The 20,192-nt window shown below is 70.0% G+C and carries 16 protein-coding genes and 1 riboswitch; of the genes, 8 read left to right on the forward strand and 8 right to left on the reverse strand.

The window, feature by feature from the left end; translation table 11 throughout:
- Positions 1-35 precede the first annotated feature (35 nt).
- Together HPO96_RS10870 and metE are read left to right on the forward strand one after the other, a co-directional pair.
- Entirely contained in the window at positions 36-1,199 is a 1,164-nt protein-coding gene (locus tag HPO96_RS10870; protein ID WP_171673228.1) for a heavy-metal-associated domain-containing protein, read from the forward strand.
- A gap of 63 nt (positions 1,200-1,262) precedes the next feature.
- Positions 1,263-1,474, forward strand: a riboswitch (cobalamin riboswitch).
- A gap of 101 nt (positions 1,475-1,575) precedes the next feature.
- Positions 1,576-3,846, forward strand: a complete 2,271-nt coding sequence (metE, locus tag HPO96_RS10875; protein ID WP_171673229.1) for a 5-methyltetrahydropteroyltriglutamate--homocysteine S-methyltransferase — start codon at positions 1,576-1,578, stop codon at positions 3,844-3,846.
- 405 nt (positions 3,847-4,251) lie between these two features.
- On the opposite strand, the gene lexA is transcribed toward metE, so the two are convergent.
- A complete protein-coding gene (gene lexA / locus HPO96_RS10880) occupies positions 4,252-4,905 on the reverse strand; it encodes a transcriptional repressor LexA (RefSeq protein WP_337796582.1) in 654 nt (217 codons plus the stop codon).
- A gap of 149 nt (positions 4,906-5,054) precedes the next feature.
- On the opposite strand from lexA, the gene HPO96_RS10885 reads away from it, so the two are divergent.
- Together HPO96_RS10885 and HPO96_RS10890 are read left to right on the forward strand one after the other, a co-directional pair.
- Complete coding sequence (locus HPO96_RS10885; RefSeq protein WP_171673231.1) at positions 5,055-5,864, forward strand: TIGR02569 family protein; 810 nt, start codon at positions 5,055-5,057, stop codon at positions 5,862-5,864.
- 75 nt (positions 5,865-5,939) lie between these two features.
- Positions 5,940-7,958 (forward strand): DUF1906 domain-containing protein, encoded by a 2,019-nt coding sequence (locus HPO96_RS10890; RefSeq protein WP_337796583.1) that lies wholly within the window; start codon positions 5,940-5,942, stop codon positions 7,956-7,958.
- On the opposite strand, the gene HPO96_RS10895 is transcribed toward HPO96_RS10890, so the two are convergent.
- Positions 7,959-8,825, reverse strand: coding sequence for a LysR family transcriptional regulator (locus tag HPO96_RS10895; RefSeq protein ID WP_171673232.1), 867 nt, complete (start codon positions 8,823-8,825; stop codon positions 7,959-7,961).
- An 86-nt stretch (positions 8,826-8,911) separates the two neighbouring features.
- Here HPO96_RS10895 and HPO96_RS10900 point away from each other — a divergent pair, with 86 nt between their 5' ends.
- The gene (locus tag HPO96_RS10900) at positions 8,912-9,718 is read left to right on the forward strand and encodes an alpha/beta fold hydrolase (protein ID WP_238354955.1); all 807 of its coding nucleotides are present in this window, start codon (positions 8,912-8,914) and stop codon (positions 9,716-9,718) included.
- A 378-nt stretch (positions 9,719-10,096) separates the two neighbouring features.
- Positions 10,097-10,903, forward strand: coding sequence for an LLM class flavin-dependent oxidoreductase (locus HPO96_RS10905; RefSeq protein WP_202885790.1), 807 nt, complete (start codon positions 10,097-10,099; stop codon positions 10,901-10,903).
- A gap of 442 nt (positions 10,904-11,345) precedes the next feature.
- On the opposite strand, the gene HPO96_RS10910 is transcribed toward HPO96_RS10905, so the two are convergent.
- The 5 genes from HPO96_RS10910 to HPO96_RS10930 all read right to left on the reverse strand — a co-directional run bounded on the left by HPO96_RS10910 (position 11,346) and on the right by HPO96_RS10930 (position 16,953).
- A complete protein-coding gene (locus HPO96_RS10910) occupies positions 11,346-12,206 on the reverse strand; it encodes a helix-turn-helix domain-containing protein (RefSeq protein WP_171673233.1) in 861 nt (286 codons plus the stop codon).
- A 33-nt stretch (positions 12,207-12,239) separates the two neighbouring features.
- A complete protein-coding gene (locus HPO96_RS10915) occupies positions 12,240-13,103 on the reverse strand; it encodes a phosphotransferase enzyme family protein (protein WP_171673234.1) in 864 nt (287 codons plus the stop codon).
- Between the two features lie 136 nt (positions 13,104-13,239).
- Positions 13,240-14,193, reverse strand: coding sequence for a type IV toxin-antitoxin system AbiEi family antitoxin domain-containing protein (locus HPO96_RS10920; RefSeq protein ID WP_171673235.1), 954 nt, complete (start codon positions 14,191-14,193; stop codon positions 13,240-13,242).
- A gap of 227 nt (positions 14,194-14,420) precedes the next feature.
- Positions 14,421-15,956, reverse strand: coding sequence for an ATP-dependent DNA ligase (locus HPO96_RS10925; RefSeq protein WP_171673236.1), 1,536 nt, complete (start codon positions 15,954-15,956; stop codon positions 14,421-14,423).
- 31 nt (positions 15,957-15,987) lie between these two features.
- The gene (locus HPO96_RS10930) at positions 15,988-16,953 is read right to left on the reverse strand and encodes a Dyp-type peroxidase (protein WP_337796584.1); all 966 of its coding nucleotides are present in this window, start codon (positions 16,951-16,953) and stop codon (positions 15,988-15,990) included.
- Between the two features lie 52 nt (positions 16,954-17,005).
- Here HPO96_RS10930 and HPO96_RS10935 point away from each other — a divergent pair, with 52 nt between their 5' ends.
- A complete protein-coding gene (locus tag HPO96_RS10935; protein ID WP_171673238.1) occupies positions 17,006-18,298 on the forward strand; it encodes a CPBP family intramembrane glutamic endopeptidase in 1,293 nt (430 codons plus the stop codon).
- A 42-nt stretch (positions 18,299-18,340) separates the two neighbouring features.
- Entirely contained in the window at positions 18,341-19,048 is a 708-nt protein-coding gene (locus tag HPO96_RS10940; protein WP_171673239.1) for an HAD-IA family hydrolase, read from the forward strand.
- A 72-nt stretch (positions 19,049-19,120) separates the two neighbouring features.
- Here the strand turns inward: HPO96_RS10940 and HPO96_RS10945 are convergent, their stop codons facing one another.
- Positions 19,121-20,080, reverse strand: a complete 960-nt coding sequence (locus HPO96_RS10945) for a sigma-70 family RNA polymerase sigma factor (RefSeq protein WP_171673240.1) — start codon at positions 20,078-20,080, stop codon at positions 19,121-19,123.
- Positions 20,081-20,192 lie beyond the last annotated feature (112 nt).

Below are 20,192 nucleotides of genomic sequence, written 5' to 3' on the forward strand. Positions count from 1 at the left end.
ACTCGGTGGTGCCGTTGGAGTCCCGGGAGGCGCCGATGACCGCTGAACCACGTCTCTCGGACGATCGGTCCGAGGTCGCACGAATCCTCTTCGAGCTCGCCGTCCCCGGTCTGCTGCAGAATGCCGCGGACGACGCCGCGCCACTCCGGATCGAATACCGCGAGGAGCCGGTCGCGCGGGTGCTCGGCGGACACCTGAGCGCGGCTCAGTTGGAGTACGTGACGCGGTCGATGGCGCCGTGCCCGCCGTACCTCGTCACGTCGGCCGAGCATCGGATCACCTGGCGCGACAGCCGCGGGATCGTGAACGTCGCGCACACCGGCCCGCTCGGCGCCGTCGTCCCGGTCGTCGCCCGCGAGGCGACGCTCGCGCTCTGGGCCCGCCTGGACGCCGATCCTGACCTCCGAGCCCGGACGGCGGCGCTCCCGGAGAGCGCGATCAAGTTGCTGGCAGCAACGACTACCGACCGGACGGCGCTCGAGGTGTTCCGGACCGGGGTCGACGCGGCCGCGCGGACCGTCGTCCAGCATGCGTTCCTGGTCGGGCAGACACCGTACGGCGACGCGGCGGGCTTCGCTCGCGGGATCGCAGAGAGCGCTGTCTTCGACGCTGTCGCGACCACTTGGTATTGGGGGTTGCAGGCGTCGACCTACCGGCGCGGCATGATCCCGGCGTCCTTCCTCACCTTCGCCGGCCGGGTGCGGTACTCGGTCGACACCGTGGTCGCGCTCCGCGCCATGAAGGACGCCCAGCTCGCGCGGGCCCAGGATGCTGAGTTGGAGCCGCTGCCGAGCGCCGTCCAGTACAGCCGGCTCGCGCCCGGCGAGCGGCCGCGGTGCCTCGCGCGCACCCCGCACCTGTACGACGGGGGTCGAGCCAGCGTGCTCGCCGTCGTCGCCGACACGTTCGTGGAGACCTTCGTCCACCTGCTTGATCGGGTCGGGGTCGCACCGGCGGTGGTCGAGCATGCGGCGGTGCTGCCGACTGTCGACGCCGAGGTGTTCGAGGTGCCGGATATGACGTGCAGCCATTGCACGCGGACGATCACGAAGGTGCTCGGTGAGCTCGGGGTCGAGCCACCGGAATTCGACCTGGTGACGAAGAAGGTGGTCGCGGTGTTCCCGTCCGCCGAGGTGCGGGAACGCGGGTTCGAGGCGATCCGGGCGCGCGGGTACACCGTCGTCCCACTGCAGGACTGAGAGAGATCGCGAGAGCGCTCCCTGACGTGAGACAAGCCACGGCCGCGGCGGTCCCGCGAGGGTAGGGTCGGGGGTATCGATGGTTCGCCCCGGTTCCGGCCGGGGCGAGGCAAGAGGGAACCCGGTGCGAATCCGGGACTGCCCCGCAGCGGTATACGGGAACGACAGCCGTCATCAGCACTGGATCACCCGATCTGGGAAGCGACGGCCAGTAGGCGCCGGCTCCGGCCGGCTCGCCCGTGAGTCCGAAGACCTGCCATCGGTCCGTGCGCCGTCCGGCGGACGGGGGATCGGAGCCTCGTGGGAGGGCTCGCCCGCAACAGCGGCCGAGCTCTGCCCGCGAACGGTCCCTGGACACGCTCGCGAGGAGAGAGACGTGAACACTTCGACCACTGTGCTGGGCTACCCGCGGATCGGGCCGCGCCGCGAACTCAAGCACGCCGTCGAGAAGTACTGGGCCGGCAAGATCGGCGCCGACGAGTTGGAGACGGTCGCCCGGCAGCTGCGGGCCGACACCTGGAGCGATCTGGCCGACCGTGGCCTGGACACCGTCCCGGCGAACACCTTTGCCTACTACGACCAGATGCTCGACCACATTCAGCTGGTCGGCGCGGTCCCGGCGCGGTACCGCGAGCTGGGGCTGTCGGCGCTCGACACCGCCTTCGCGATGGCCCGCGGCCGGGACGAGATCGGCGCGCTGGAGCTGACGAAATGGTTCGACACGAACTATCACTACCTGGTCCCGGAGCTGGACGAGACGACGTCGTTCGCGCTGGACGCCAGTAAGCCGCTGGGCGATCTTGCCGAGGCGAAGGCGCTCGGCGTCAGGGCGCGGCCGGTCTTCATTGGGCCGCTGACGTTCCTGCTGCTGTCGAAGCCGTCCGCGGGCGCGGGCGCCGACTTCGAGCCGATCGCGCTTGCCGACCGGTTGGTCGAGGCCTACGCCGAGCTGCTCGGGCAGCTGGTCGAGGCCGGTGCGGAGTGGGTGCAACTCGACGAACCGGCGTACGTCCAGGACCGGACGGCAGACGAGCTGGCGCTGTTGGAGTCGACGTACCGGCGGCTGGCGGCGCTACCGAATCGGCCGAAGCTGGTGGTGACGACGTACTTCGGCGACCCGGGGGACGCGTTGCCGTTGCTGGCGGCAACTGATGTCGAAGGGATCGGGGTCGATCTGGTCTCCGCGCCGGCGTTGGTGGACCGGATCGCGGGGCTGCCTGCGTTCCAGCGCAAGACGCTCTACGCCGGGTTGATCGACGGGCGGAACGTCTGGCGGGGAGATCTCGGGGGAGCGCTCTCTCGTGCCACTGTGCTGCTCGGGGCGGTGGGCGAGCTGGTGATCTCGACGTCCAGCTCGCTGTTGCACGTGCCGTACGACGTCGAGGTCGAGACCGCGTTGGACCCGCGGGTGCGGGAGCGGCTCGCGTTCGCGCGGCAGAAGGTGGACGAGGTCGTGCTGCTCGGGCGGGCGCTGCGCACGGACGACGGCGTCCTCGCGGATGTGGCCCGGCGTCCGGCGGACGGCGTGGTCGGGCCGGCCGGGTTCGGCGTCGACCCGGCCGTGCGGGCACGGGTCGAGGGACTGCAGGCGGCGGATCGGACCAGAGCGCCGTACGGGGAGCGCTCTCTGGCTCAGGAAACGCTGGGGCTGCCGCCGTTGGCGACGACGACGATCGGGTCGTTCCCGCAGACGGGCGACGTCCGGAAGGCGCGGGCCGAGCTGCGGACGGGGGCGATCACGGTGGCGGAGTACGACGAGCGGATGCGCGGTGAGATCCAGCGAGTAATCGCTCTCCAGGAGGAGATCGGGCTGGACGTCCTGGTGCATGGGGAGCCTGAGCGCAACGACATGGTGCAGTACTTCGCCGAGCAGTTGGACGGGTACGCGGCGACCGAGCTCGGCTGGGTGCAGTCGTACGGGAGCCGGTGTGTTCGGCCGCCGATTCTGTACGGCGATGTGTCGCGGCCGCGGCCGATGACGACGGAGTGGGCGGCGTACGCGCAGTCGCTGACCGAGCGGCCGGTGAAGGGGATGCTGACCGGGCCGGTCACGATGCTCGCGTGGAGCTTCGTGCGGGACGACCAGCCGCTCGGGGTGACGGCTGACCAGGTCGCGCTCGCGCTCCGCGACGAGATCGCGGACCTGGTCGCGGCGGGGATCCGGATCGTCCAGGTCGACGAGCCGGCGCTGCGGGAGCTGCTCCCGCTGCGCGAGGCCGATCGCAAGGCGTACCTGGAGTGGTCGGTCGGCTCGTTCCGGCTCGCGACCGGGGGCGCGCCGTCCGCCGTCCAGATTCACACCCACCTCTGCTACTCCGAGTTCGGCGCGGTCATCGCCGGGATCGACGGGCTGGACGCCGACGTCACCACGATCGAAGCGGCGCGCTCCCGGATGGAAGTCCTCGCCGACCTGGCCGACATCGGCTTCCACCGCGGCGTCGGCCCAGGCGTCTACGACATCCACTCACCCCGCGTCCCCGACCGCGCCGAGACCCAATCCCTCCTCGACGCCGCCCTCAACTCCATCCCCGCCGCCCGCCTCTGGGTCAACCCCGACTGCGGCCTGAAAACCCGCACCTACACCGAAGTCGATCCCGCCCTCCGCACCCTGGTAGCCGCCGCGCAAGCAGCCCGCCAACGCCTCTGACGCCATCCCCCTCGACCACGCCAGAACCGTGGTCGAGGGGGAAGCACTGCCGAAGGCCTCCGACCGGGATCGGGTGGAGAGGGTCGGGGCGTCCGCTCGACGTCGCGTGGTTGTCGTCGAGGGGAAGTACTGGTGAGGTGTCCGGTCGGGGTCGGGGGATGGGAGTGTTCCGCAGCCCGGAGCCCGAGCAGCTCGCCAAGGCCGCTGACGCCGACCCCCTCGACCACAGCACAACTGTGGTCGAGGGGGTCGGAGCTGCTGGTGAGCTCCGACTGGGGTCGGGTGGAGTGGGCGGGGTCTGCGCTGACCTCGCGTGGCTGTGGTTGAGGGGATGGGGCGGGGATCCTCAGCCGGGCTTGGGTTTGGTGGGCGCGGCGAGCCGCGTGAGCAGGTGGGCCCGGGTAGTCAGACGCTGCGGAGGACGCTTACTACTACGCCGAGGATGGTGGCGTTGTCGCCGTCGATGACGGAGTAGGCGGGGTTGCGGGGCTCGAGGTAGACGTGGTTGTTGCGGCGGCGGTAGACCTTGACGGTCGCTTCCTCGTCGATCATGGCGGCGACGATCTGGCCGGAGTGGGCTTCCTGCTGCTGGCGGACGACGACGATGTCGCCGTCGCAGATGGCGGCGTCGATCATCGACTCGCCGCGGACGCGGAGGCCGAAGACATTGCCGCGGCCGGTGAGACCGCGGGGGAGTTGCATGACGTCGTCGACGTGCTCGATGGCCGAGATCGGCGTTCCGGCGGCGATGTCGCCGACGACCGGGACGGGCACGTTGTCGTCGTCGTCCACCCGCGCGGTGGACTCCGGCAGGAACATCCGGACGTCGATCGGCCGGGAGACCGAGGGGCTGCGCCGCAGGAAGCCCTTGTCCTCCAGGCTGGCGAGGTGTTTGGAGACGGACGACGACGAGCGCAGGCCGACCGCGTCGCCGATCTGCCGGCTGCTCGGCGAGTACCCGTGCCGGTGTACCCAGTCCCGGATCACCACCAGGATCCGTTGTTGCCGTTCCGGGAGGGCCGCCGCGTCGAGGTCGCCGAACAGGTCGAGATCAGTCACCACGAAATCCTAGGCCGAACCACCCCCGCCGCCCGCGACCGACCCGCCCCCGAAGCGACGTACCGCTCCACTCGGGTCCGGGTCCCGCCGGCTGCAGGTTGGTGCAATTGACGTGCGGACGAGCTGGTCCGGCACCTACGATCGGCCGCGTGACTCCTCCGCCGGACGCCGTCCGCACAGCTTTCGGCGTCGAAGCGCCGCCGCGACTCCTCCCCGGCGGCCGCGGCCAGACCTGGCGAGCAGGCGACATCATCCTGAAGCCGGTCGACTTCGCGCCGGAGACCATCTGGCGAGCCGAGGTGCTCAGCACACTGCCGACGTCGCTGGAGTTCCGCGTCGCCCGGCCGATCCGCAGCCGATCCGGCGCCTGGATCGTCGACGGCTGGGAGGCGAGCGAACACCTCGCCGGGCGAACCGATTCGAGCCGACCGGACGACGTACTGGTCGCCGGCGCCGCATTCCACGAGGCGGTCGCGAAGCTCCCACGGCCGGAGTTCCTCGACCTGCGCGACGAACCCTGGTCGTACGGCGATCGCGTGGCGTGGGAGGAGCTCGTGGTCGACGGGAGTCCGGCGTACCGAAGCCTGGTGGAGCCGCTGCTGATCGCGCGGCGTCCGGTTGCGGTGCTGCCGCAGGTCGTCCACGGGGATCTGGCGGAGAACGTGATGTTCGCGGACGGATTACCGCCGGCCGTCATCGACTGGGCCGTGTATTGCCGGCCCACGGGTTGGGCTTCGGCGGTCGTCGTGGTCGACGCGTTGTGCTGGTACGACGCGCGGCCGGAGCTGATCGAGCGGTGGCGTCAGGTTCCGGAGTGGGGGCAGATGCTGATCCGCGCGCTGATCTACCGGATGGCGACCGACGAAGCGGTCGGCGGTGCAGCGATGTGGACTCCTGAGCATCGGAAGGTCTATGCGCCGGTCATCGAGCTCGCGATAGCCGCAGCGGATCAGGGCTAGTGCGGAAGGCTCTTCGACAGGAGCCGGGGGCTGGGGTTTGGTAGCGGTAATGCCGTCGAGGAGTGGGGACAACTTGTGAGGCTGTTCAGAGCTGGGGGGCTGGCGCTTGCCCTGGGGCTGGTTGGCGGAGTCGCGGCGAGCGGTCCGGCCGCGGCTGCGGAGACGCGCACGGTGAGCTATCGGGGGTTCGAGGTTCGGGTGCCGGCTGGCTGGCCGGTCGTCGATCTCGACCAAGAGCCGACGGCGTGTGTGCGGTTCGATCGGCCGGCGGTCTATGTGGGCCGGAGTTCGGCGCAGGCCGATTGCCCGGCGCGCCTGGTCGGCCGGAGCACCGGCTTGGTGCTGGAGCCGTTGAGCGCGGGCAAGGTGTCGTCGCCGGGATTGTTGCGCCGGGCGGTGCCAGAGGCCGGCGTGCTGGCGACGGCCTACTACGAGCCGGGGGCGGAGCAGGCGGCGGCCGAGGTGCTGGCGACCGGCCGGACTGGGGTCGGCGCGAAAGCAGCGGCGGCGCCGCGGGCGGCAGCGGTTGCGCCTTCGGTGGTTGCTAGCGGCAACCTCAATGGCGAGGCCTTCGACACCTGTACGGCGCCGCCGCAGCCGACCATGGATGCGTGGCAGCCGGCGTACCAGGCGATCGGGGTCTACATCAGCGGGGCGAATCGTGGGTGCGACCAGCCGAATTTGACGGCCGAGTGGGTCACCGCGAACGCGGCCAAGGGATGGCAGTTCCTGCTGATCGACGTGGGGCTGCAGGCGCCCTGCTCGACGATCTACGGGCCGACGAAGCAGTTCTCGAGTGTGCCGGCGACGGCGTTCGCGCAAGGCAAGACAGCTGCGGCGAACGCCGTGATCGCGGCGCAGGGGCTCGGGTTCGCGCAGCGCAGCGCGATCTACAGCGATATCGAGCACTATCCGTCGACGGCTGCGTGCAAGGCCGCCGTCCTGTCGTATCTGAGTGGGTGGACGCAGGAGCTGCACTCGCGTGGGTACGTCAGCGGCGTGTACTCGTCCGCGTCCTCGGGTGGTGCTGATCTCGCGAGTGCGTACACCAACACGGCGTACACGCGGCCGGACAACCTGTGGTTCGCGCACTGGGGCTCGACGCCGGTCGGGACCAGCCGGTTCATCCCGGCGACGATGTGGAACAACCACCAGCGCGTGCACCAGTACGTCGGCGACACGTCCGAGACGAACGGCGGCGTGACGCTCAAGATCGACAAGAACCGCGTCGACCTGACCGCGCCGCCGGCTGCACCGACGGGCTTCTCGGTGACGGGCGCGACGTCCGCGGCGACGCTGCGCTGGACGAAGCCGGCCGGGACGGAGGTGATCGTGCGGACGGCGGTCGGCTCGACTCCGCCGCCGTTGACCAGCTCGGGTACGGCGGTCTACAGCGGGACGGCGGCGGCGTACACGATGACCCGCTTGGCGAACTCGGCGTCGTACGCGTTCCGCGCCTGGGTGAAGGACAGCACCGGCAAGGTCAGCCCTGGCGCGGACGTCCTGCTGGTCGGGACGAAGGCGACCATCACGGCGGGTGCGGCCTGGATCAACCACGGTCAGACGGTGCCGGTCTCGATGACGGTGACGCGGCTCGACGGCGGCAAGCTGAGCGGCGCGCCGATCGTGCTGTACTCGAAGGCGAAGAACGCGACCGCCTGGAAGGCCATCGCCACGGTGACCTCGGATGCCAACGGGGTGGCGACGTCCGCGCAGAAGCCGACGGTTTCGACGGATTACCAGTGGGGATACAACGGCGCCGCCGGTCTGCTGGGGACGCGTGGGCCGATTACGCGCGTCGAGGTCCGGCCGGCGATCTCGTCGTACCTGACCCCGGCGGCGATCAAACTCGGTGCCACGAGCAACTTCTACGGATACCTGACGCCGCCGCACCCCGGGACGAAGGCCTATCTGCAGCGCAAGTCGGGGACGGCGTGGGCCGCTGCCGGGACGGGCGTGCTGACGGCGAACGGGAAGTACTCGTTCGTGATCAAGCCGGCGGCGCGCGGTAGTCACACCTACCGCGTGGTCTGGCTGGCGGACGCCGATCACCAGGGCACGCAGACGCCGTCCAAGACGATCACGGTGAGCTGATCAGGTCAGGCCGGCCGCAAGCTTTCGCGCGATCTCGATCGCGTGCGCCACGAGCGGCGAGTGCGTGCGGCCGGCCTGCCACAGCAGGTAGATCTCCCGATCCGGGAGTTGCGGATCGAGCGGATGCAGGCTGAGCTGCTGGTCGTCGGTCACCGACAGGCGCGGCATGACGGCCGCGCCCAGCCCGGCGCGGACCATCGCGAGCAGCGCCTCGTTGCCGACCGTGCGGAACACGAACCGCGGCGCGATCCCGGCCGCATCGAGTGTCGCCTCCACCCGGGCCTGATCGCAGATCGCCGGGTGGGCGACGAGCGGGTGACCGTCGAGCTCCTTCAGCTCGACCGGGCCGGGCGCGAAGTCACCCGGCCGGGCGACCAGGACATGCGGATCGGCGAGGACCTTGAGCCGCTCGACGTCGCCGTCCCCGGGACCGTCGAAGAACATCAGGTCGATCTCGCCGAGGTCCGGGACGTCGGTCTCCTCCTCGAACAGCCGGATGTCGCAGCCGGGGTGGGCGTCGCGCAGTTCGCGGATGAGCGGCGGCAGTAAGACGTTGGTTGCGGTCTGGAAGGTGCCGATATCGATCCGGCCGTCGCCGGCGCGGAAGCGATCGACGGCGTCCGTCATCGCCTGCGCCCGGGCGAGCAGCTCCCGCCCGTGCTCGAGGACGACGGCGCCCAGCGGTGTCAGCCGGACCGGACGGGGCCCGCCCGGCCGATCGAAGAGCGGGCCGCCGGCCTCCTTCTCCAAGACGGCGATCTGCTGGCTGACGCTGGACTGCGTGTACCCGAGCGCGACCGCGGCCCGGCCGAATGTGCCGTGATCCGCGACGGCTGCGAGGGTTGCGAGCTGCCGTAGTGCGTACATGATGCCGATGATATCGCTTGAGGCGATTGAGCTGATCGGAAACCATCGCTTTTCACGATTATATTATGCCGCTTAGCGTCGTACTCATGACGACAGAGCAGCTGTACCACCAGGTGAACGGCGTGGAACTGTGCGCGCAGACCTTCGGCGACCCGGCGGACCCGCCGGTCCTGCTGATCCACGGCGCTTCGGCGTCCATGCTGTGGTGGGACGAGTCGCTCTGCGAGGCCCTCGCGGCCCGCGGGCGGTACGTCATCCGCTACGACCAGCGCGACACCGGCCGCTCGACCACCTGCTTGCCCGGCGAGCCCAACTACGCGATGAGCGACCTGGCCGCCGACGCCGTCGCCCTCCTCGACGCCCTCGCCATCCCGCGCGCCCACGTCGTCGCCCAGTCGATGAACGGCGGCACCGGCCTGCAGATCGCCGTCGACCATGCATCCCGAGTCTTGTCCATCACCTTCGTCGCCACCACCACCGGCGACGACGCGCTACCACCGCCGTCCGCCGACCTCCCGCGCTTCGACCCGCCCGACTTTACCGACCCGGCCGCGGTCGAGGAGTACGTCGTCCAGGCAACCGCGGCCGAGGTCCCCGGCATGTTCGACGAGCAAGCCATGCGCTCCCTCGTCCGCCGCGACATGGCCCGAGCCCGCAATTACGAGTCCTCCCTCACCAACCACTACGCCATGGTCTTCGACGGTCCCCGCGCCGGCAGCTTCGACTCGATCAAAGCCCCAGCCCTCATCATCCACGGCGAGTCCGACCCGATCTTCCCCCTACCCCACGGCGAAGCCCTCAGAGACGCCATCCCCAACGCCCGCCTCGTAACCCTCCCCAAACCGGCCACGGCCTACCCGCCCCGATCTGGGGCCTCTTCGTCGACGCAGTAGCCGAGCACACGGCAGTCCGCTCATGAACGCCGCGGAGCGCACCCCGCTCACCGAGCACACGAGTGCAGTCGGTCGAGAACACGGGGTTGCGGTCGCGACGGCTGCGGTGCGCGCCTCGCTCACCGAGCGCGCGAGTGCGGTCGGCGCTGGGCGTATCAGCACCCGACACCGGCCGGCGCCCAGCTGTCATGTGGGGCCTGTCCGTGGGCGGGTGTGCGGGGCTACGGTCGTGAACGCCGCAGGGCAGGCCGCGCTCGCCGCGCGCGTGGGGCCAGCTGTCGTCTTCTGGTGGTCGCGGCGTGACTGCCCTGGTGCGTCGGGTGTTGGTGGACCGGTCGCGGGTTTCGGCGAGATGGTTGTGCACGGGGAGGTGGGGTTGTGAAGTCCGCGGTGTGGGTTCCGTTGTTCGGGGACTTGGCGGATGCGGGGGTGGTGGCTCGGTTGGCGGGGCGGGCTGAGGAGGCTGGGTGGGACGGGTTCTTCGTGTGGGATCAGTTGTGGTGGCGGGAGCCGATTCGGTCGGTGGGGGATCCGTGGATCACGCTGGCGGCGGTGGCTTGTGCGACGTCGCGGCTGCGGATCGGGCCGATGGTGACGCCGGTGGCGCGTCGGCGTCCGGCGAAGTTGTTGCGGGAGACGGCGGGGCTGGATGTGTTGAGCCGGGGGCGGTTGACGTTGGGCGTGGGGCTGGGGAGCGATCGGTTCGCGGGGGAGTACTCGCGGACCGGGGAGACGGTGGACGACCGCGTGCGGGCCGAGCAGCTCGACGAGATGCTCGACATCCTGACGGCGGGCTGGACGGGGGAGCCGGTGCGTCACGAGGGCCGTCACTACCGGATCGACGACGTCCGCTTCCTGCCCCGCCCGGCCCAGGGCGCCGTGCCCATCTGGGCCGCCGGATTCCCGGGCAACCTGAAACCCCTGCGCCGGGCCGCCCGGTACGACGGCTTCTTCCCGGTCAACCTCACCTCACCCGACCAACTCGCCGAAGCCACCGCGAACCTGGCCACCGTCTTCGGCACCCCCATCCCACCCACCTACGACGTCGTAGTAGCCCTCGAACCCGACACCGACCCACGCCCCTACGAAGCCGCCGGCGCCACCTGGTCCGTCACCGACTTCGACCCACCCACCCTCACCCTCGCCGACCTGACCGCAGTAATCGACGCCGGCCCCACCCGCTAGCCGCCTAGCTGGTGAGTGGAGTGCGACGGCTGGCAGTCACCCGGCGCAGCGCACAGGCGGTCGCGGAAACCCTGTTGGCGTGCTGATGAGCCGCCTCGGAGCGTGCGAACAGGTCGGCGACGAGCAGTCGAGGTCGCCGGAGCGCGCGGGCCGTGTGTGCCTATCGGCTGGTGCCGCCGGAGTTTGCGCGCCGTGGACGCCTGATAGCTGGCGCCCGAGGAGTGTGGGGGTGGTGAGAGGCGCAGGAGCTGGCTGGGTGAGTTCGCGGAGCTCGCGCGTGGGGTGCGGCACTCGGTCAGGTGAGCCTCGGAGCCCCGTGCACGGGGCGTCGAGGGGTGGCTCGCGGTGTGCCTGGTAGCCGGCGGATGTGGGTGTGTGCGGGCGGGGGAGGTGGCTGCCGGCTGGTGGTTGGCGTGCGTTGGCTGGGCCCAGGGCACCCCGGTTAGTGGGAGTGGAGGAGGGACCGGAGGGTGGCTTCGGTTTGTTGGGGTGGGGGGATGGTGGCGGCGAGGGTGTCGAGGGCTTGGGTGTAGGTCTCGACGTCGTCGCGTTTGTCGAGGTAGAGGGCGCTGGTGAGGTGTTCCACGTAGACGACGTCGGGGAGGTCGTGCTGGGGGAAGCGGAGGAGGCTGAAGGCGCCGCCGTGGGCGGCGTGGCCGCGGCTGCCCAGGGGGATGATCTGGAGGGTGATGTTGGGGTGGTGGACGGCTTCGCGGAGGGCTTCGAGCTGTTCGCGGAGGACCTGGGGGCCGCCGATCGGGCGGTGCAGGACGGCTTCTTCGACGACGGCCCAGAGTTTGAGTGGGGTCTCGCGGTCGAGGGCGCGCTGGCGGCGGGCGCGGAGGGCGACGATCCGGTCGACCTCGGCGTCGTCACGGCCGGCGTGTAGCCGGGCGACGGCTCGGGTGTAGCTCGCGGTCTGGAGCAGGCCGGGGACGAACTGAATCTCGTAGGTGCGGATCAGCTCGGCGGCCGCCTCCAGCCCGAGGTAGGCGTCGAACCAGTCGGGCGTGACGTCGCCGTACCGGTGCCACCAGCCGCGGTGGTTGGCCTCGCGAGCCAGCTCCAGCAGCCGATCGCGCTCGCGGGCCTCGCTGACGCCGTACAGACTGAGCAGATCTTCGACGTCGCGCTCCTTGAAGCCGACCCGGCCTAACTCGAGCCGGCTGATCTTGGACTCCGAGGCGCGGATTGCCCAGCCCGCATCCGTTCGGCTGACCCCGGCGCGCTCGCGCAGGCGCCGCAGATGGCTGCCCAGCATCATCCGCAGCGCCGTCGGCCCTACCTCACCTTGCCCCGCCATGAGCCGAGCTTACAGTATTATCGAACAGATGTTCTAATCTGTTCGATACTCGGAAAGTGCCAGCCAGTGGTCGACGGCGGCCGGTTCGAAGTGCCGGATGGCCCAGTCGGTCATGCGGAGGCTCATGTGCGCCCAGAGCGGTCGCAGCACGTCGTCGGGGAGCTCGTCGAGGACGGCGTCCAGTCGCTCGACGACGCCGGGGGCCGGGTGCTGGCCGTGCAGGCCGAAGCGGAGCGTGACGAGGTCGAGGAGCCGATTGCCGCGACCGGCGCCGTCCCAGTCGATGACTCCGGTGATGCGGTCGTTCGTCGCGAGCAGGTTCCCCGGGTGGAAGTCGACGTGCACGGCGTCGTCCCCGTGCAGGGGGCCTGGGTACGCCGAACCGACAGCTTCGACCCAGTCGAGCAGCCGCGCCGCTCGGGGACCGTGGGTGCGCAGCGGCCCATGCAGGCAGAAGCCCGGGCCGTCGTCCCGGAGGTACAACTCCAGCGTCGGTACGCCGGGGCCCAGGAGGCCGGCCAGTTGCTCGTTGATCGCGAGCGCCTGCGCCAGCAGCCCCTCGTCCAGCGCCTTGATAGGTGCCCCGGGCAACAACTCCTGGACGATCGCGATCGCCCCGTCGAGCTGAACCGCCAGTTCGGTGGCCGGCGCCGGAACCCCCGCTCGCCGCGCGGCCTCCACCACAGCCAGCGGGCCCGCCTCGAACTCCTTCAGCTCGACCCCGGGCCGCCACTTGAGCACCGACCGCCGCCCGTCGTCCCACCGCACGTACGCGGCCCCAACCTCACCCCCAGCACACAACCCCTCAACCCCGAGCCGCACCCCAACCCGCTCCGCCACCTCGTCCACCACCGCGCCAACCTCGAGCCGCGCCACCCGACCCCAACCAGAACCCATCCGCCCAACCTAACCCCCACCCACCCCAACCACCGACCGACGCGTTTGCTGGGCCCACCCACGTGTTTGCTGGGCCCGCTAGGCGAACCTTGGGTAGGCCAACTGCAGGCGGCTGGCCCACCCGCCGTTTCATGGGTCAGCCGGCGATGCGGGAGTCAGACGACCTGGCGAATGCCTGCCGAATGCTGTGCGCCGTCCAGATGTCGCGGTCGAGGTCTGCCCAGCGGATGCGGACGACTTGCAGGCCCATGGCTCTGAGCCGGTCCTCGCGAATCTTCTCCTTGAACAGGGCGTCCTGCGAGTCGTCAGTGTATTTGAGGGCACCGTCGAACTCGACGACCGTGGCTTCCGAGCGGAAGAAGAAGTCCACGCGACCAATCAGGCCTTCTGCGTCGGCGAAGCTGATCTGCAACTCCGGATCTGGAAGGCCGTGGTTGCGCATCAGAACCCGGAGGCGGGATTCACCGACGGATTCCGCGAGTGGACTGGCGAAAGCCAGCACCGCCCGGACCTTCGGCGCGCCGGCCCAGTTCTCGGCAGCAGTGAGGACCCGGTGGAGTTCCACGTCGGACACACCTCCTTGTCGCAGGGCCGCGTCGGCGCTCACCACGGCAGCCTCGAATGACGAACGAGTCGCGTACTCAGCCATCGCCCGGACGATGGACGTCGTGAGAACGCCGTCGAGCCGGGTGACATCTGAGTCATCGAGTAGGCCGCGGTGGTGCCTGACGCCTGCCGATTCGCCGCTGCGTCCCGTCGTCCGGGTCAGCTGGACTTCCTGCAGCTCGGCCTGCCAGACCGGTGCACCGTGCAGTACAAGCGCCGAATGGTGACTTACGACCGCGCTCAGCGGCTTCATGGAGTTCACAGCGGCGTGGACGAGCATCCGGTGCCGCCTGATCTCCCGCTCCCAGACCGGCACTCCTTCGAGGGAGACGCGTTCGGCGTACTGTCCGTGCCGCAGACGCTCCCACCTGCCGTCGACGAGGCGCGCTCGAATCTCCTCGTGGGAATACCCGGTTGACGCAGCCTGCCGACTGCTGAACACGCCACCCTGACGCGCGGCGAGTTGTCTCAGCTGAGGGTTCATCAGACCAGGATCGGTCTCCGGCGCGATGTGTGGGGGCGATCCGCGCAATGTGTGGATAACTCGGCTTGCTGGGCGGGCTCAGCGGACAGTGGGTGGGCCAGCCGTCTGCGGTTGGCCTACCCAAGGTTTGCCTAGCGGGCCCACCAAACCTGTGGGTGGGCCCACCAAACCTGTGGGTGGGCCCAGCAAACGGGGTGGGGTGGGGTGGTTGGGGGATGGGGGAGTGGCTACTCGGGGTCGGGTGGGGTGTGGATGGTGCGGAGGGTTTGGAGGGTGTCTACTTCGGTGGGGGATTTGTCGGGGCGGTAGCGGAGGACTCGGGCGAAGCGGAGGGCCATGCCGGCGGGGTAGCGGGGGGAGGTTTGGACGCCGTCGAAGGCGATCTCGACGACGAGTTCGGGGCGGAGGTGGACGGTGTGGGCGTCTTGGTGGGTGGCCAGTTGCTGGAAGCGGTCGGTTTGCCAGCGGAGGAGCTCGTCGGTGAGGCCTTTGAAGGTTTTGCCGAGCATGACGAACTCGCCGGTGGCTTCGTCGCGGGCGCCGAGGTGGAGGTTGGAGAGCCAGCCGGTACGGCGGCCGTGACCCCACTCGGCGGCGAGGACGAGAAGGTCGAGCGTGTGCGTCTGTTTGACCTTCACCCAGCCGGAGCCGCGGCGACCGGCCTCGTACGGGACGGTCAGCGATTTGACCATCACGCCTTCGTGGCCGCGGCGGACGGCGTCGGCGAAGAAGGCCTGGCCTTCGGCCGCGTCGTCGGTCACGAGCCGGGGGATCTGGCGATCAGCGGGGATCAGTTTGCTCAGCCACTCGTGGCGCTCGGCGCCGGACAGGCCGAGCAGGTCTTGCCCGTCCTGGTGCAGGACGTCGAAGAAGTACGGCGTCAGCGGCACGCTCTCCGGCCCGGTCGCCGAGCGCGTCGCCGTCCGCGAGCCGGTGACCTGGAACGGCTCCGGCCGCCCGTCGGGCCGGAGGGCGATCAGCTCACCGTCGAGCACGACCTGCTGCGCATCCAGCGCGCGAACCGCCGTTACCACCTCCGGCACGCGGGCGGTGATGTCGTCGAGCGTCCGCGTGTAGACCAGGACATCAGAGCCATCGCGATGCACCTGGATGCGGATGCCGTCCAGCTTCCACTCCAGCGCGGCCGGTACGCCGGTCTTCCCGAAAGCCTCCGCCACCGAAGTCGCCGACTGGGCGAGCATCGGCTGGACGCCGCGCCCCACCTCCAACCCGAACTGCGCCAGCCCGGCTTCACCCGAGGTCAGCACCGCGACGGCGACCGGAGCGGCCGCTCCACGCAGCATCGTCGCAGCCCGGATCTTCTCCAGCGGGACCCCCGTCGCCCGCGCGACGGCGTCCGCCATGACGCCGTCCAGCGCGCCCTGCCGCAGCTCACCGCCGACGAGCAACCGTAGGAACTGCTGCTCGCCCTCGGTCGCCCGCTCGAACAACGCATCCACCGCGGCGCGGCGCCGGGCCTGCGATCCCGCGCCCGAGATCTCCGCCAGCTCCGCGAACGCCTGATCGACCTCCTCGACCGTGAGCGACGGCTCGGACGCCGGCGCCGGCGCCTCCAGGAGCGTCCGCCAGCCGACCCCGGTACGACGTTGCCGCAGCTCACCGGACAGGTAGGTGACGACGATCCCGGTCTCGGACGCCGTGGCGGCGCGCGTCAGCAGCCCAGCGATGAACTCGGCCTTCTTCAGCCGCGATCTGGTCCCGGCCAGCGCGGCTGACGTCTCGACCACCTCGGTGAGCAACATGACCCCAGTCTCACCCAGGCCACCGACAGTTTCAGGGCGCCGGCGGAAGATCGTCCAGGAAGTCGCCGGACGGGGTGAACAACAGCGTCCCGGTGACCGCGGTGGAGAAGTCGAGGATGCGGTCGTGGTTGCCTTCGGGCTCACCGATGAACATCCGGCGCAGCATCAGCTCGGTGACGGCCGGCGACTTCGCGTACCCGATGAAATAGGTGCCGAACTCCGCCGTCCCGATCTGGCCGAACGGCATGTTGTCCCGGAGGATCTGCAGCTCGTTGCCCTCGGCGTCCTCGATCACGTTCAGCACGATGTGCGCGTTGGTCGGCTTGGCGTCGTCGTCCAGCTCGATGTCGTCGAGTTTGGTCCGGCCGATCGCGAGCTCCTGCTGCTCGACGGTCAGCGCGTTCCACGCCGTCATGTCGTGCAGGTACTTCTGCACGATCACATAGCTACCGCCCGCGAACGCCGGGTCCTCCGCTCCGATCAGGACGGCGTCCTCGGCCTCGGATCCGGCCGGGTTCTCGGTGCCGTCGACGAAGCCGAGCAGATCGCGCATCTCGAAGTACTTGAACCCATGCACCTCGTCGACCACGGTCGCGGCGTCGCCGAGCACATTCATGATCTGCCGGGCCAGCTCGAAGCACTGGTCGAGATGCGACGCGCGGATGTGGAAGAGCAGGTCGCCCGGTGTGGAGACGGCGTGGTGGGTCGCGCCCTTCAGCTCGACGAACGGGTGCAGTTCGGCGGGGCGCGGGCCGCTGAACAGCCGGTCCCAGGCGTCCGATCCGATACTCGTCACACAGGACAGGCCGCCCGCGGGCACCCGGAAGCCGACGGAGCGCGTGAGGCCGCTGACGCGTTGGAGCAGATCGCGAGCGGCCGCCTCGCCGTCGGCTTCGATGCGGACGACGAGGAAGATCGCCGAGCCGGTCAACGGCGTCAGCACCGACTGCGGCAGCGCCCGCGTCGTCGCCGCCGGTCCCGAGGCTGGATCAGTCACCACTGCGCGCTCCTCCGAGTAGAACCTTGGGCCGATCTTCTAAAGTCCAGGCATGGACCCGCAACCCGGCGAGCCGCGCCCCCAGGATTCTCCCCAACCGTGGGCACCGCCCGCCCAGCCGCCACCGCCGCCGGTGTACGGCCAACCGGGCCCATCCTCCCAGCCAGGCCCCTACCCGCCCTACCCAGCCCAGCCGGGCCAGTACCCGTCACCCCAGGGCCAGCCGGGCCAGTACCCACCGCCCCAGGGCCGGCCCGGCCTATACCCGCCGTACCCGGGCCAGCAGGGTCAGCCCGGCCCGTACCCCGGCCAGTACGGCCAGCTCCAGTACGGGCCCGGTCAGCACCCGCAGCAGCCGTGGGCGCAGCCGGCGCCACGCGAACCCCGGGTCATCCCCGCCGCGCCCGGTACGCCGTTCCACCGCCTGGCCCGCACGTCGACCCACCGCTGGTGGCGCCCGATCCTCGGCACGCTGTCCCTCGGCGTCCTGGTCGGCTGCGTCACGGTCGGCGTCTTCATCGTCTGGCTGATCGTGCACACCATCCTCGGCGGCGCGGAGCCCTCCGGCGACGTAAACGGCAACGAGATTTTCGGCAACCCGACCGAGGACCTCGCGCTGACTCTGGTGATGCTCGGCATCCTGATCCCGCTGGCCCCACTGGTCGCCTGGCTCCTGCAGCGCCGTCCGGCCTGGAGCGTCGCCTCGGTCCTGAACAAGATCCGCTGGCGCTGGCTGGCCCTGTGCTGCCTGCCGGCCTTCGGCTATTTGGTCGTCTCGTTCGGGCTCGGCCTGCTGGTCGACCAGCTGCTCCCGGTCACCGAGGCGGCGTCCGAGCCGGACGCCTGGGTCGGCTTCGCCAAGTTCATCGGCCCGGCGCTCGTGATCATCTTCCTGGTTCCGTTCCAGTCGAGCGCGGAGGAGTTCGTGTTCCGCGGCTGGCTGATCCAGGCCATCGGCGCCTACGGGCCGGACAGTGCCGAAGGGCGCTTCCGGTGGCTGCGGCTGGTCTTCCGGTCGCCCTGGCCGGGCATCGTGATCGGCGGCGCGGCGTTCGTCTCGGCACACGGGTACACCGGCTGGGCGATGCTCGACATCTTCCTGTTCGCCGTCGTCGCGGGCTGGCTGACCGTGCGCACCGGAGGGCTGGAGGCCGCGATCGCGCTGCACGTGCTGAACAACCTGTTCGCATTCTTGTTGCCAGCAGCAACGGGTGGCCTGGACAGCTGGGCCGATCAGGGCGGCGCGCCGTGGACGATCCTGCTCTCCGACATCCCGGCGCTGGCCTTCGTCCTGTTCGCGGTCACCTGGCTCGCGAACCGCAAGCAGGTCGCCCGGGTGAGCTAAAACCGGGCGAGAACTGTCGGCACGGTCTGGCAAGGTACCGCCGTGACGAAGATTGAGGCGGTTCTGTTCGACTGGGGTGGCACGCTCGCCACCTGGCACGACATCGATCTGCGGGCGCTGTGGCGGTCCGTCGCGGTGCTCATCGACGAGGAGCGCGCCGACGAGGTCGCCCAGCGGCTCGTCGACGCGGAGCACTCGATCTGGATGCGCTCCCGCGACGAGCACCTGAGCAGCACGCTGGAGGAGGTCTGCCTGCTCGCGGACGTCGTGATGTCGGCCGAGGCCGAGGCGGCGTACGAGCTGGGCTGGCAGCCGCACACGGTGCTCGAGCCGGATGCGATCGACACGCTTCGCGGCCTGCGCGAGCGCGGCCTCAAGGTGGGCGTGTTGTCGAACACGATCTGGTCGCGCCGCCGGCACGAGGACATCTTCGCCCGGGACGGCGTCCTCGAATTGCTCGACGGCGCCGTCTACACCAGCGAGATCCCGTACACGAAACCGCACCCGGAGGCCTTCCAGGCCGCGATGAAGGCGGTCGGGGTCACCGACCCCGCAACCTGCCTGTTCGTCGGCGACCGGCTCTTCGACGACGTCTGGGGCGCGCAGAACGTCGGGATGCGGGCGGCCCACATCCCGCACAGCGCCATCCCGACCAACCAGATCGGCCACACCGAGGGAACGCCGGATGCGACGGTCCACCAGCTGGCCGAGCTGCTGACGGTCGTCGACAACTGGAACACCTCGGCCTGATCACCCACACACCGCGAAGGGCCTCCGGTCATGGTGACCGGAGGCCCTTCGGAGGGGTTTCGGGTGGTGCCGTCAGGCGGCGAGCGTCGGGTCCGCCATCAGGCGCAGGCGGCCCAGGGCCTCCCGCTCGATCTGGCGGACGCGCTCGGCCGAGATGCCGTGCACGGCGCCGATATCGGCGAGCTTGGCCTGGCGGCCGTCATGCAGCCCGTAGCGGCGCCGGATGACATCTGCCGACCGCGGGTCGAGCTGGTCGACCAGGCTGAACAGGCCCGACCGGTCCGACGCGTCCGCGACCAGCTGGTCGGGGCCCGGCGCGGTCTCGGCCGCGATCAGGTCGCCCAGCGAGGTCTCGCCCTCGTCGTCGATCGGGTTGTCCAGGCTGATGTGATCCCGGCCGATCCGGATCAGCTCGGTCACCCGCTCCTCGTCCAGATCCAGCTCGGCGGCGATCTCCTCGACCTCCGGCTCCCGCCCGAGCTTGCGCTCCAGCGTGCGGCGGGCCGAGCCGATCTGGTTCAGCTGTTCGACCACGTGCACCGGCAGCCGGACCACCCGGGCCTGCTGCGCGATACCGCGCGTGATCGCCTGGCGCACCCACCAGGTCGCGTAGGTGGAAAACTTGAATCCCTTGCGGTAGTCGAACTTCTCCACCGCCCGGATCAGGCCCGTGTTGCCTTCCTGGACCAGGTCCAGCAGGGGCATCTGGGACCGTCCGTAGCGACGGGCGATCGACACCACCAGACGGAGGTTCGCGGTCACAAAGCGCTGCTGCGCCCGCTGACCCTCTTCCGCCAGCCACTCCAGCTCTTCCGCAGTGGCGTACTTGGGCGCTCCGCCCTTCTTTCGTCCAACCCGCCCCTCGGCCAGCAGTTGCTCCGCGAGGAGACCTGCCTCGACCGTCTCAGCGAGCTCGACCTCTTCCTCAGCCGTCAGCAGCGGAGTCCGCGCGATCTCTTCAAGGTAGAGACCTACGCTGTCCTTGCCGTCGATACCGTCGTCCGTGGAACGGACACGAGTCGTGCGAGCCACCGAAACTCCCTTCGTCGTTACATGGAGAGCAACGCTCGAGTGAGGTTCAAGATTCCACGACGAGTGTGTAAACACCCTGAACGTTCCCTGAGAGTTCCCGGCGCTGCCGACC

The sequence above is a fragment of the Kribbella sandramycini genome (assembly GCF_013131805.1).
In the GTDB taxonomy this organism is placed as follows: Bacteria; Actinomycetota; Actinomycetes; order Propionibacteriales; family Kribbellaceae; genus Kribbella; species Kribbella sandramycini.

Excerpts from the sequence above, each read along its gene's own strand:
- HPO96_RS10920 (WP_171673235.1), bottom strand. The coding sequence starts at position 14,193 with ATGAACCCTCAGCTGAGACAACTCGCCGCGCGTCAGGGTGGCGTGTTC.
- HPO96_RS10900 (WP_238354955.1), top strand. The coding sequence starts at position 8,912 with ATGACGACAGAGCAGCTGTACCACCAGGTGAACGGCGTGGAACTGTGC.
- HPO96_RS10925 (WP_171673236.1), bottom strand. The coding sequence starts at position 15,956 with ATGTTGCTCACCGAGGTGGTCGAGACGTCAGCCGCGCTGGCCGGGACC.
- HPO96_RS10870 (WP_171673228.1), top strand. The coding sequence starts at position 36 with ATGACCGCTGAACCACGTCTCTCGGACGATCGGTCCGAGGTCGCACGA.
- HPO96_RS10935 (WP_171673238.1), top strand. The coding sequence starts at position 17,006 with ATGGACCCGCAACCCGGCGAGCCGCGCCCCCAGGATTCTCCCCAACCG.
- HPO96_RS10895 (WP_171673232.1), bottom strand. The coding sequence starts at position 8,825 with ATGTACGCACTACGGCAGCTCGCAACCCTCGCAGCCGTCGCGGATCAC.
- HPO96_RS10910 (WP_171673233.1), bottom strand. The coding sequence starts at position 12,206 with ATGGCGGGGCAAGGTGAGGTAGGGCCGACGGCGCTGCGGATGATGCTG.
- HPO96_RS10915 (WP_171673234.1), bottom strand. The coding sequence starts at position 13,103 with ATGGGTTCTGGTTGGGGTCGGGTGGCGCGGCTCGAGGTTGGCGCGGTG.